Annotated in this window: 15 protein-coding genes and 1 riboswitch; of the genes, 10 read left to right on the forward strand and 5 right to left on the reverse strand. The window is 59.1% G+C overall.

Going from position 1 to position 12,514, the window contains the following annotated elements; genetic code table 11:
• The 5 genes from ACWISF_RS09205 to ACWISF_RS09225 form a co-directional block, all read right to left on the reverse strand.
• Positions 1-500 (reverse strand): ArnT family glycosyltransferase (locus ACWISF_RS09205; protein ID WP_448381291.1); only part of this gene is annotated, 500 nt, incomplete at its 3' end.
• Between the two features lie 72 nt (positions 501-572).
• The gene (argC, locus tag ACWISF_RS09210; protein ID WP_448381292.1) at positions 573-1,625 is read right to left on the reverse strand and encodes an N-acetyl-gamma-glutamyl-phosphate reductase; all 1,053 of its coding nucleotides are present in this window, start codon (positions 1,623-1,625) and stop codon (positions 573-575) included.
• 66 nt (positions 1,626-1,691) lie between these two features.
• Complete coding sequence (locus ACWISF_RS09215) at positions 1,692-2,096, reverse strand: hypothetical protein (protein WP_448381293.1); 405 nt, start codon at positions 2,094-2,096, stop codon at positions 1,692-1,694.
• A complete protein-coding gene (locus ACWISF_RS09220) occupies positions 2,093-2,725 on the reverse strand; it encodes a cofactor assembly of complex C subunit B (RefSeq protein WP_448381294.1) in 633 nt (210 codons plus the stop codon). The genes ACWISF_RS09215 and ACWISF_RS09220 overlap by 4 nt, the downstream gene beginning before the upstream one ends.
• 10 nt (positions 2,726-2,735) lie before the next feature.
• Positions 2,736-3,125: an ATP-binding protein gene (locus tag ACWISF_RS09225; protein ID WP_448381295.1), complete on the reverse strand. Its 390-nt coding sequence runs from the start codon at positions 3,123-3,125 to the stop codon at positions 2,736-2,738.
• Between the two features lie 112 nt (positions 3,126-3,237).
• Between ACWISF_RS09225 and ACWISF_RS09230 the strand changes: the two genes are divergently transcribed.
• From ACWISF_RS09230 to ACWISF_RS09275, 10 genes are all read left to right on the forward strand, one after another.
• The gene (locus ACWISF_RS09230) at positions 3,238-4,296 is read left to right on the forward strand and encodes a ParM/StbA family protein (protein ID WP_448381296.1); all 1,059 of its coding nucleotides are present in this window, start codon (positions 3,238-3,240) and stop codon (positions 4,294-4,296) included.
• Positions 4,297-4,303: 7 nt separating this feature from the next.
• Positions 4,304-4,786 carry a hypothetical protein gene (locus ACWISF_RS09235; RefSeq protein WP_448381297.1) on the forward strand — a complete coding sequence of 161 codons (483 nt, stop codon included), beginning with the start codon at positions 4,304-4,306 and terminating at the stop codon, positions 4,784-4,786.
• 134 nt (positions 4,787-4,920) lie between these two features.
• Entirely contained in the window at positions 4,921-5,721 is an 801-nt protein-coding gene (gene pstB, locus ACWISF_RS09240; RefSeq protein WP_448381298.1) for a phosphate ABC transporter ATP-binding protein PstB, read from the forward strand.
• A 47-nt stretch (positions 5,722-5,768) separates the two neighbouring features.
• Positions 5,769-6,581: a thiazole synthase gene (locus ACWISF_RS09245; RefSeq protein WP_448381299.1), complete on the forward strand. Its 813-nt coding sequence runs from the start codon at positions 5,769-5,771 to the stop codon at positions 6,579-6,581.
• Between the two features lie 42 nt (positions 6,582-6,623).
• Positions 6,624-6,767, forward strand: a riboswitch (cobalamin riboswitch).
• Positions 6,768-6,790: 23 nt separating this feature from the next.
• Positions 6,791-7,540, forward strand: a complete 750-nt coding sequence (locus tag ACWISF_RS09250) for an energy-coupling factor ABC transporter permease (RefSeq protein ID WP_448381355.1) — start codon at positions 6,791-6,793, stop codon at positions 7,538-7,540.
• 5 nt (positions 7,541-7,545) lie between these two features.
• On the forward strand, positions 7,546-7,851 hold the full coding sequence (locus ACWISF_RS09255) for an energy-coupling factor ABC transporter substrate-binding protein (protein ID WP_448381356.1): 306 nt from the start codon (positions 7,546-7,548) through the stop codon (positions 7,849-7,851).
• Between the two features lie 37 nt (positions 7,852-7,888).
• Positions 7,889-8,674 (forward strand): cobalt ECF transporter T component CbiQ, encoded by a 786-nt coding sequence (gene cbiQ / locus ACWISF_RS09260; protein ID WP_448381300.1) that lies wholly within the window; start codon positions 7,889-7,891, stop codon positions 8,672-8,674.
• A 4-nt stretch (positions 8,675-8,678) separates the two neighbouring features.
• On the forward strand, positions 8,679-9,512 hold the full coding sequence (locus tag ACWISF_RS09265; RefSeq protein ID WP_448381301.1) for an energy-coupling factor ABC transporter ATP-binding protein: 834 nt from the start codon (positions 8,679-8,681) through the stop codon (positions 9,510-9,512).
• A gap of 360 nt (positions 9,513-9,872) precedes the next feature.
• On the forward strand, positions 9,873-10,946 hold the full coding sequence (locus tag ACWISF_RS09270; RefSeq protein WP_448381302.1) for an adenylate/guanylate cyclase domain-containing protein: 1,074 nt from the start codon (positions 9,873-9,875) through the stop codon (positions 10,944-10,946).
• Between the two features lie 50 nt (positions 10,947-10,996).
• The gene (locus ACWISF_RS09275) at positions 10,997-12,514 is read left to right on the forward strand and encodes a serine/threonine protein kinase (protein ID WP_448381303.1); all 1,518 of its coding nucleotides are present in this window, start codon (positions 10,997-10,999) and stop codon (positions 12,512-12,514) included.

Genomic DNA, 12,514 nt, shown 5'->3' on the forward strand with positions numbered 1-12,514 from the left:
GCCCCCAACCGCCACAATTCCCCCCGTTGCTCCGAGGCTGCTTCTGCCCGGATCAGCGCCCAGACCGCCCCTACCCCCAACAGCACGGTCACCATATCCGGGGTCGCCTGCCGACTGTAGGCAAACCAGAGAAAATGCAAATTGAGCAAAAACGCCCCCCACCAGGTCGCCGGTGCCGGAACCAACCGCTTCCCCAGGTCATAAAGCAATAAAGTAGTCGCCATGCTTGCCAATTGGGACGGCAGCCGCGCCACCGCCTCACTCAGCCCCGCCAGGTGAAAAAGGCCAGCCAACAGCCAATAAAATCCGGGCGGCTTGTGGTAGTGCACCGTATCCCACGAGCGGGGCACCAACCAATCTCCAGATAGCAGCATGCTGCGCGCCCGCCACACATACAACCCCTCGTCATAGGGCAAAAAACTCTGCTCCCCCCCCTGCCAAAACAGCAGCGGGACCAGTAGGAACATCAGCCACCCATAGGGAAGCCACCCGCGGGACATACCAACCGCTTTGCCCTGCTTGCCAATTCTCTCTATTTTCCCCCAAGGACCGGGATGGCGACAAACGGGCGCTCAAGGATAAAAACTTAACTGCGGCAACCCCGTCGTTTCTGGCCAACCCCGGCTGATATTCAGACACTGGACGGCTTGTCCCGCCTGCCCTTTAAGCAAATTATCAATCGCACTCATGACAATCACCCGGTCCGTGTGCGGGTCCAATTCCAGGCCAATGTAACACATATTGGTTCCCCAGGCCCATTTGGTGTGGGGATAAACCCCCGGCGGCAGTACCCGCACCCAGGGTTTTTCCCGGTAAAAGGCTTGGTAGATAAGCAGCAAATCCTCCGTGGTCAAGCCGGGGTCGCGCACCTGGGCATAGACCGTCGCCAAAATCCCCCGCACCATCGGCACCAAATGGGGGGTAAACTGCACCTTCACCGGTTGACCTGCCAAATCGGCGCAAATTTGTTCAATCTCCGGACGATGTCGGTGGCGAGCCACCCCATAGGCGCTGATGGAATTGTCCGCCTCCGCCAGCAACAGATGGGTTTTGGCCTGCCGTCCCCCCCCCGATGTCCCCGATTTGGCATCAATCACAATACTGTCCCAGGCCACCAACCCCTGCCGCAACAGGGGCGCCAACGCCAACAAACTCGCCGTCGGATAACACCCCGGACACCCCACCAACGTGGCATGAACCAACGACTCCCGATACAGTTCCGGCAGACCGTACACCGCCTTGGCCGCCACCGCCCCATCCGTGCGCTCGATCCCATACCAGGTTTGGTAAACCTGCATATCCCGAAAGCGGTAGTCGGCAGACAGGTCAAACACCTGACACCCCTGCGCCAACAAATCCGGCACCAACTTGGGCGCCACCCCATTGGGCAAAGAAAGAAACACCACCTGGGCCCTCTGGGCAATCACCGCCACATCCACCGGTTCAATCACCCGCCGCACGCAATGCCCCAGATGGGGATAAATATCGGCAAATTCCTGCCCCGCACTGCTGTCGCCCCCCAAATAGGCCAACTCCAGGTAAGGGTGGTCGAGGATCAGCCGCACCAACTGCACCCCCCCGTACCCCGAAGCGCCTACAACTGCCACCGGAAGTTTGTCCGTCACCTGCGCCCCCAGCGTCTTGCCGTTAGCCTAGCATGAGTGCTCCCCTCCTGGCGGTAGCCTCAGCCGCTAAAAAATCAACTGCCATTCCCCCGTTTCCCCCACCCGCGTCGGTTTGCTGGTACTGCCCACCACAAACGGCCCCCAGTAGCGCCGGGAACCATCCACACTAAACGCCACCAAAATATCCCCCGGCTGGAGCACCAAAGCCCCCTCTGGCAAACTCAAAAGCAACCCCTCCCGCTCCCCTTCTCCCGGGGCAAAATCCCAATGGACTGGCTCTAGGTAGCCTGTCCCCTTGCGCGCCAACAACACCAACCGCAGCGGGTGCTTGGTGCGATTGCTCACCCGCAGCCCCCGCAGTGGTTGACTGACAACCGTCGGAACGGGCCGCGCCGGTAGTGGCGGCGTCACGCCCAGTCCGCCACCCAAAGCGATGCCCCCTGCCAGGCATCCCCATAGCCACCACCTCATGGACTCCCTGCTGCCAGCGTCACTGCCAGTTTATCAGCCAAAGCGGCAATCCAACCCTCCTCCTGGCGCGTGTAACTGCGGGGCGCAGCCGCCCCCACCACCAACACCCCCTGCCCATCAATCGGTTGCACAATCACCGCCTGGGTATTGGCAGGCAGATAGTCAAACTCTACCCGCCCCGGATACAAAGGCAAATTTACCAGATAAACCGGCTTTTTTTGCCCCAACACCCGCTGCACAATTGGCCCCGGTTGCACCTGGGGATTGGCGCCCAAAATTCCCCGCCGCAAACAGGTTTTGCCGCCGTAGTAAACCACCACCGTTTTCGTCGGCGTTGTGGTTAACAACGTATGGGAAAGCCAGGCCAGTTCCTGCTTTTGGGCCGGGGATAAATCAGGATGGAATTCCAAACCCTGCCTGCCTTGCAATTCCACCGCTGCCGCCGCTTCCGGTTGCACCTGCTGCCAAAGCAAGCCGGTCAACAGCAACACCGCACTGAGCACAATCCCCAGGGCATCGGCACGGGTTTGGGCCGGGGTTAGCGTCTCACTCAACCCGCGATTGACAAGCAGCGCCACCGCCCCCACACTGCCGACCCCCAAGGGCAACCAGGCCCACCGCCGCCCCATCGGTTTGGGCTTAGCTCCCGTTTAAGCGTTTGGTCAAATGGAGCCGCTGGCGTTGGGTACACCATTCCACCCGGTCGAACACCTGATGCAAGATGTACAGACCCCGCCCCGATTCCCAGGTCCACTCCGGCCCCTGGGGCAAACAGGGACATTCCGGGCAGCCCTGGCCCTGGTCCTCGATCACCCAACACCACCAGTCCGCCCCCCCCTCGTAATGCACCCGCACCGCCTTGCGGGGGTCGAGTTGGTTCCCGTGCTTGGCCGCATTCACCAGCGCCTCTTGTAAGCCCAACCGCACCAGGGGCAACAAGGCCGGCGGCACATCCGCCACCAATAAATCCAACACCGGACTGAGATATAACGTAGAAGGAAAACTGAGCGTCAGTTGCCGGTTACGCACAGGGATTGGGTCAAATGACGACAGGATGCTATGCTTAGCTTAACATCCCAACGGGGCAATGGGACGCCAGGCCATTCCATGCTATGTTTCGCCGTAACAGGTATTTTGGGCTATGACCTACACCAAATTTGCCGGTTCCCCCACCCTTTTGAGCATTGATCTGGGACGGACATCCACCAAAGCCTGCGTGTCGAGCGACCCGGACGCCGTGGTGATCATTCCCGCCAACGTCGCCCCCATGACCGTGGAACAGGTGCGGCAGGGACGGTTTGAGGGGGGGTCGCCCCTTTTGGACCTCTGGGTGGAATACCAGGGACGGGCTTATGCCATAGGGCATCTGGCCGCCGATTTTGGCGCGGGGTTGGGCATGGGGGTGCGCAGCGATGGCCGGGTCAAAAGCTCCCGCAAGGTGGAAGATGCCCTGGTGAAAACCTTCGCCTGCATCGGCTACTTCGACTTGAGTGGGGATTTGGCGGTTTCCCTGGGGTTGCCCTACCTGTCCCAGGAGCAATTCGACACGGAAAAACGGCAACTGGTGGCGCAAATGCAAGCCCCCCACGCCCTGGGCTACCGCGGGCGCAACATCACGGTCAATATCACCAAAGTCTGGGTGATGCCCGAAGGGTTTGGCAGCCTGGTCTGGTGCCACAAAACGGCGGAGAAAAAAGTGGATTTCACCAATTTGCACGTGGCGGTCATTGATATTGGCCACCAAACCACCGATATGCTCAAGGTGGACAAATTCCACTTTGCCCGGGGCACCTCCCGCAGCGAAGAATTTGGCATGAGCCAGTTTTACGAACAGGTGGCCGCCCAGATTAAAGGCGCCAACAGCGAAGATTTAACCCTGATCGAAGCGGTGCATCAACCCCCCGGCAAGCGCTTCTACCGCCCCCGCGGGGAAAAGCCGATGGATTTGGACCTCATCTTGCCCCGGCTGCGGGAAATTTTTGCCAGGGAACTCTGGGAGCGGGTGCGGCAATGGCTTCCCAGCCAGGTGACCGATGTGATCATCACCGGCGGCGGCGGCGACTTTTTCTGGAACGACTTTGCCCCCCTGCTGCAGGAATACGGCCTCACCCCCCATCTGGCCAACCCCAGCCGCACGGCCAACGCCCTGGGACAATACGTTTATGGACAGGTGCAGTTAAGTAAAGACAAAGGGGCCTAAACTCCCCATGACCGAACGCCCAAACAAACGCACCAACCGCTCGATTACCTTTTACCCGACGCCGGAGGACCAGCACCTTCTGGAGGCGTTGGACCGCCTGGCCGAATTGCGGCAGATGCCCTTTAGCGACCTGTGCAAAGAACTCTGCCAAGCCGCCTTGGCCACGACCCCCTACACCGTGCAATTTACGGCGGCGGAAAAGGCATGGGAACAACGCTTGGCAAACGAACTGGCAACCCAGGGGCTGTCGTTTAGCGAGTGGGTCAAACAACGGCTCCAAGCCCCATCGCCTGCCGATTTAGAAACCCGCATCCAGCGCTTGGAACAGGCGGTGGCCGAATTGCAACGACAACCGCAACCCCTCAGCCGCGCCGAAATTGAACACCTCATTCAGCAATACCTCGCACCCAGTTCCCCGGCGCCGCCCCCCTCCCCTACCGCCGACCCCCTGCTGGCCGAGTTAGGCGCTTTGCTGGCGGAGGATTTTTAACCGAAATTTAACCAAACATTAACCATCAGGGGGCGACAAAGTTCTTATATTGAGGTACGGGCTTGTTTGCACCGAGCCATCAGGTGTGAGGGAAACCTTCGTTTGTTGTATAGAGCCGTTGCAAGGAGTCGGTTATGGGGACATCGAGTGCCATTCCAGACCATGAGGTGGTCTTACACGCGACTGTGAATGCCTTTTACTACGGGAATTTTCTGGCACTCCGCAACGTTGACCTGAAAATTCGGCGCAACCGGATTACGGCGTTTATTGGGCCGTCCGGATGTGGTAAAAGTACGCTTTTGCGCTGTTTTAACCGGCTGAATGATTTTATTAAGGGGGCGCGGCTGGAGGGGCAAATTTTGTTCAATGGCAAGAATATCTACGACCGGTCGGTGGACCCGGTGACCCTACGGCGTCGCATCGGCATGGTGTTCCAAAAACCCAATCCCTTTGCCAAGAGTATTTATGAGAATATTGCCTTTGGGCCGCGCATCAACGGCTACAAGGGGGATATGGACGAGTTGGTGGAACGGGCGTTGCGGCAGGCGGCGCTGTGGGATGAGGTGAAAGACAAGCTCAAAAAACCGGGGACGGCGCTTTCTGGCGGGCAACAGCAGCGCTTGTGTATTGCGCGGGCGGTGGCGGTGCAACCGGAAGTGATTTTGATGGACGAACCCTGTTCGGCCCTCGACCCAATTTCTACGCGGCGGATCGAAGACCTGATGCAGGAGTTGCGGGATTCGTACACGATTGTGATCGTGACCCACAACATGCAGCAGGCGTCGCGGGTGTCGGATATGACGGCCTTTTTCAATGTGGAGATGAAAGAAGGCAGCCGCACGGGGCAGTTGGTGGAGTACGACCTGACGGCCAAAATTTTCCAGCAGCCCAGCCAGGAGGCAACCCAAGCCTACGTGGGGGGACGTTTCGGTTGAGCGCCTCCGCTTTACAATAGAAGAGCTGCGCTTTGGTTGGGTTGCCTATGGTGGCAACGGTTGCCCCGACCGCTGACCCTTTGGTGATTGGCGGCAAGGTGTTTCACTCCCGTTTGTTTGTAGGTACCGGTCGCTATCGCACGTTGGCGGAGATGCAGGCCAGTGTTGCCGCCAGTGGCTGTGAGATGGTGACGGTGGCGGTGCGGCGGGTGCAGGCCCAGGCAGCAGGGCATGTGGGGTTGGTGGAGGCCCTCGACTGGCGGAAGCTGTGGTTGTTGCCCAATACGGCGGGCTGTCGCACGGCAGAGGAGGCGGTGCGGGTGGCGCGTCTGGGCCGGGAAATGGCCAAGGTGTTGGGGCAGGAGGAGAACAATTTTGTCAAGTTGGAGGTGATTCCCGATACCCGCTATTTGCTCCCGGACCCGGTGGGTACGCTCCGCGCGGCGGAGCAGTTGGTGAAAGAGGGGTTTACCGTGTTGCCCTACATCAATGCGGACCCGGTGTTGGCGCAGCAGTTGGAGGCAGTAGGCTGTGCGACGGTGATGCCCTTGGGGTCGCCGATTGGGTCGGGGCAGGGGCTACGCAACGCCAGCAATATCGCCATCATCATTGCCCAGGCCAAGGTGCCGGTGGTGGTGGATGCGGGCATTGGTACCCCCAGCGAGGCGGCGCAGGCGATGGAAATGGGGGCGCAGGCGGTGTTGGTGAATACGGCAATTGCCCAGGCGCAGGACCCTCCCCGGATGGCTGAGGCGATGGCGTTGGCGGTCAAAGCAGGGCGCTTGGCCTATCGGGCCGGCCGGATACCGGTGCAGTCCTATGCCACGCCCAGTTCGCCGGTGGACCAACAGGTGGTCTGAGGGATTTACGAATATTCACATCCACAGCCAGCCAGGGGATGCTAGGTTAATAAAGCCGCCGGTTCCGTTGGGGGTCAGCCAACGGATGTAAAGGGGAAAGTACGGTGAGAATCCGTCGCTGTCCCGCAACTGTGATGGGGTCGCGCGCCCCTCAGTCAGGATGCCCGCCGGGGGTGTGTCACGTCAACCAATCTGCGAGGTACGGATTGATGCGAATCGGGAAGGCTTGGCGCCTGGCGTTGCTGGCCGGGCTAACGGTTTATCTGGTGGGAGGCGCAGCCCAACCAGCGCAGGCCATGCACATTATGGAAGGGTATTTGCCGCCGGGCTGGGCAATTTTTTGGTGGGTGGTTTTTTTGCCGTTTTTGGTCTGGGGAGGTTACGCCCTGGAGCGGATCACCCGGCAAGTCCCGGAGACTAAGTTGCTGTTGGCTTTGGCCGGAGCGTTTGCGTTTGGGTTGTCGGCGTTGAAATTGCCTTCGGTCACAGGGAGTTGTTCCCATCCAACGGGGATGGGGTTGGGGGCGATCCTGTTTGGCCCTGGCGTGATGGCAGTACTGGGGGGGCTGGTGTTGCTGTTCCAGGCACTGTTGTTGGCGCACGGGGGACTGACGACGCTGGGCGCTAATGGGGTGGCAATGGCTGTGGTGGGGCCGTTGGTGGCCGCTGGGGTGTATCGCGTTGTGATGCGGTTGTCCCGACGGCAACGGCTGGCAGTCTTTTTGGCAGCGGCCTTGGCGGACTTAGTGACTTATGTGGTGACTTCGGTGCAGTTGGCGCTGGCGTTTCCGGTGGGGGGATTCGGTGCTGCCTTTGCCAAATTTGCTGCGATTTTTGCCCTGACCCAGGTGCCTTTGGCCGTGAGCGAGGGTTTGCTGACGGTGCTGGTGTGGAATTGGCTCCAGACCTATAGCCGCTCGGAGTTGGCGTCTTTGGCGTTACGTGAAGAAGGAGCGTGAGGACGATGCAGGGTTCTCCCAAATCAACGGCGGGGCAGAACGGGCTGTTGTTGGTGGGGGTGGTGGCGCTGGTGGTACTGCCCTTGTTGATCGCCCGCCAGAGCAGTTTTGAGGGTGCCGATGCGCTGGCTACCCAAGCCATCGAAGCGCTGCAACCGGATTACCAGCCCTGGGTGCAACCGGTTTTAGAACCGGCCAGTGGGGAATTGGAATCGCTCCTGTTTGCGGTGCAGGCGGGGTTGGGCGCTGGCATGCTCGGCTATGTGGTGGGGCGGTATCAGGAGCGGTCCCAGCACCGGGATTCCCCTTAATTGCGCGGGCTGACGAGGGTGGGGCGGGTGGTCAGGAATGCACCATCATCTGGATATTTATGCCTATACCAATGCCCTGCGCCCCTTGCCGCCGACGCAGAAGGTGGGGTTTGCGCTGGGGATGTTGACCCTGGCGTTGGTGGGGCAGCCGCTGACCCAGGGGTTAATCGGGCTGTGGATGAGCCGTTGGATAGTGGGGGCGGCGCGGATTCCGCCGGCGGTCTATGGGCGGCTGCTGGGGGGCATCCTGTTGTTTTGGCTCGTCAGTCTGCCTCCTCTGCTGGTGGCGGTGGCGCCCATCCCGGCGGTTGTGAATACGCCAGGCATTGCCGTTGGTCCCTGGTGGGTTTCGCTCAGTCCTACGGGCGTGACCCTGGCTTTGCGTGCGGTTTTGCGGGGCTGGGCAACGGGAGTATGTCTGCTGTTTCTCCTTTTGACGGTGCCCTTTACGGAATTGCTCCAGGTTTTGCGCCGCTGGCATTTGCCTGTAACCTTGCTGGATGTTCTACTGCTGATGTACCGCTTTATTTTTTTGGCCCTGGAGGAACTGGTGCAGATGCAACTGGCGCAACGGGCGCGGGGGGGCGACCGAACCTGGCGACGGCAGATAGAAAGTCTGGGGCTGTTGGTCAGCCAGTTACTGGTGCGGTCGTGCCAGCGGTATCAGAGCTTTTGCCTGGGGCTGGCCGCGCGGGGGTTTAACGGCTCTGTGCAGGTAGAAACACCGGCGACCTATCGGCGGTGCTGCCGGTATGAACGGGAGGCCCTGGTGGGCGTCATGGCTTTGCTTGGCGGGGAACTGTACATGCGGCTGGCTGGCTAGGGGCGTGGATGGCATTTTGCTGGCACTGCACGCGGTGACCTATACCTATCCGGGAACGTCCCAACCCTGTTTGCGGCAGGTGAATCTGGCGATTCCGGCGGGGCAAAAAACGGTGGTCCTAGGGCGCAATGGCTGTGGCAAATCCACCCTGTTGCTCGTGATGGCGGGCTTGTATCCGGTGCAAGAGGGCGTCATCACCTGGCGGGGGCAGCCCTTGCCTGCCAAAAAACGCTTGACCTGGGAATGGCGACGGCGGATCGGCCTGATCTTGCAAAACCCGGAACACCAATTGGTGGCGGCAACCGTGGCCGAGGATATTGCCTATGGCCTGGGCAATCTGGGGTTGGACCGTGCGACTGTTGGGAAACGCCTGCTGCAGACCCTGACCGATTTTGATTTGCACGACCTGGCCCAGACGCCGTTGCACCATCTCAGCTTGGGGCAAAAACGCCGGGTGGCGCTGGCGGGGGTGATGGCCCTAGCGCCGGAGTTGCTCCTGCTGGACGAACCGACCACCTATCTGGACTACCCGCAAACCCAAACCCTGTTCCAGCACCTGGCCCGGATTCATGCCCAAGGGACAACCCTGGTGATGGCGACCCACGACCTGGATTTGGCCTACGCCTGGGCGGATTGGGTAATTCTTTTGGAGGCGGGGGAAGTGGTTTGTGCCGAGCAGGCCGACCGGTTTTGGGCAAATCGGGAACTTCTGGCCGCCTACCCCCTAGGACGCCCGACCCTGCTGGCGGCTTGGGAGGCCCTCCCGGCAGATTGGCGCGGGAACCGTCCCCCCCCAAAAACCCTGACCGCTTGGGACACCTGTTGGCGCAGGGGATGACCGGTCTTGCCCCCCTTGCTGACAGGAAGACCCCTGCGGTTGTTTCCGTTGAATTGCTTATCTTAGGAAACCTCTCTTTACCCAGCAGGGCTCAAGGTCCCATTTCAATAGCCCAAGGGACTGGTGCAAGAAATTAGCAATAAATGTAATTAATAATTCTTTCTAATGTAATAATTCTTTCTAATGAACAGGATGAACTTCTTGATAATTAATAACTGTAAACTATACACATCTGAGAATGGTTATTACACGCACCTAAAGATAACTTAAATAATTTAGAAAAATAAATAACTTTAAAAAACCAATCAGGGACGATGACTTTACTTTATGCTTAAATATTAATCGAGGGTGAATGGAGCGATGGCCAATCTATCCCCCAGTCCTAACCCGCCCGTGACGTTATCGGTTGCGCCACTGGCTCATCTTGTCCGGTTGTCCCCGGAGGGCAAACCAGCAGAGACGTTTAACCTGGTAGGCGGCACGAGTTGGACGGTGGGGCGGAGCGACCGGGCAGCCATCGTCTTGAGTAGTCCTTGGGTTTCCCGGATACATGCCCTGATCCAGCGGCTGGAAACGAACGAGTTTTATGTGGTTGATTTAGGCAGTCGCAACGGCACGTTTGTCAATGGGCAACGGGTGACGGTGCCCATGCGGTTGCAGCACCGGGACGAGGTAATGTTCGGCCAAACCCGCTTGCAATTTACCTCGCAAGCGCCCCGCCTGAGTGTGCCCCTGAAACCGGAGTTGGTGGCAGAGTGGGACCAGGTGACTTCCCAGATGAAGGTGCGTTCCTTGTTGACGGTGGTGGTCATTGACTTGCGGAATTTTACACCCCTAGCGCGGCAGGTATCCGAGGAGTTGTTGGCGCAGGTGGTGGGCACCTGGTTTCGGCAGGTGGGGGACATTGTGCAGCGCTACGGCTCGCGGGTGGATAAGTACATTGGCGATGCGGTCATGGCGGTCTGGCTCCATGCCCAAAATGCACCTCACCCGTCGGACCTGTTGCGGATTCTCAAGGCCGTGTTGGCGATTCACAAAACCACGACCAGTTTACATTTGCAGTACCCCCTGCCGTTTCCTTTGCGGATAGGTACGGGGATCAACACAGGGTTTGCGATGGTGGGCAATACAGGCAGTGGTCACCGCCCCGAATATACAGCGATTGGCGATACGGTGAATGTGGCGTTCCAGTTGGAGGCCGCCACCCGCACCCTGGACCTGGATATATTGGTGGGGGAAGCCACCTATGAGTATTTGCAGTTGGCGGGATTGGCCACGTGGTTGCAGCCCCGGCAGGTTGAGTTGAAATACGCGACCGCGCCGTTGCCGGTTTGGGGGAGTTCCTATGCCCAATTAAGAGAATTTTTGCAGACTTATGGTTTGACCGAACCCCCCACCCACAATCCGCTATCTGAGAACCAGCGCTTTGTGTAGGATAGAAGCAGTGGCACTGAGCAGGCAATGGGGTGCAGGGGGGAATTAGCGTGACAAAGGTGCAGGACCCCTGGATCGGTCGCCTATTGGCCAAACGCTATCAGCTCCAGGCCATTGTCGGTCGGGGCAGCATGGGTAAAGTGTACCAGGCTGCCGATACGGTGTTGGGGGGGGTGCCTGTGGCGGTGAAATTTCTTTCCCAGGCCCTGATGGACGACAAAGGGAAAGAACGCTTTGCCAGCGAAGCGCGCGCCTGTGCCCTGCTGGGGAATAAAAGTATTCACATTGTCCGCGTGACGGATTACGGGGTAGATAGCGAGACGGAATTGCCCTTTTATGTGATGGAGTATTTGCAGGGGGAAAGTCTGCGGGAAATGATTGATGTCCAGCCCCTGACGCTGGAACAATTTTTACCTTTGGCGCAGCAGGTGGCCCGCGGGTTACAGGCGGCCCATCAGGGGATTGTGGTGGACGGGCAGGTCTGGAGCGTCGTGCACCGGGACATCAAGCCCAGCAATATCTTTGTCGTCAGAGACCCAGGGTTGGGGATGCTGGCGAAAATTCTCGATTTTGGGATTGCCAAATTTGTCAACGAAAACCCCGAGAGCAACCAAACTTCCCATTTTACGGGCACGTTGGCCTACTGTTCCCCGGAGCAACTCGAAGGTCGCAGTTTGGATCAACGCTCGGACATTTACAGTTTCGGGGTGATGATGTTTGAGATGCTCACGGGGCAGGTGCCGATTCAAGCTCCCATCGAGTCCATTGGGGCCTGGTACCGGGCGCACCATATGCAGGTGCCTCCCTCGCTCCAGTCGGTCAACCCCAAATTGCCCGCCAATCCCGAACTGGAACGCCTAATCCAGCATTGTTTGGCCAAGGACCCCAAGGACCGCCCCGCCAACATGGGGGAAGTCATTCAGGGGTTAGACCGCGTCGAACAAAGTCTGCGTCCCAAGGCCAGTCCCACCCTCCCGGCAGACCAGACGTACCATCCCCAGGTGTTCACCGGCCCCAGCCTGGAACGCCGTGCAGAGGCCTGGGATTTGCTCAGTTGGCCCCCAGACAAACCGATCCAAAAAATTGTGTTTCCCAAATTGATTCCCGTCGGTTCTGCCCGCATTCCCAGTCTGTGGGCGATGCTGCCCCAGGAGGAAATCAACCAACGGGTATTGAACCGCTGTTACAACCAATTTCTGTTTGTGGCCTCGCCCCACCCGATGGTGCTGTGGATTACCGCCTTGTACCAGGTAAAACAGGAACCTCGGTGGCTTCCCTGCTACCTGGATTTGAAACGCCCTGAGGGTCAGGAACTCTGCCGCTATTTGGGAGAAATCGGCCATTACTATCTGCTGCTTTTTAGCCTGGAGGAACCGGGCAAATTTCGCCATCGCCTGGAGGTTTCCATCGCTACGGCTCAGCGTCCCCTGCTCCAGGAATGGGCGGATCAGGGCCAAATTTCCTGCCTGGCTCCGGCGCCCGATTTGAGCAGAAATCTGCTGCGCCAGGAATACGAACGCCTCAAACCCCAGATCATTGCCCGTCTTTCCCAACAGGTGCAGATATAG

It is taken from the genome of Gloeomargarita sp. (assembly GCF_053491055.1).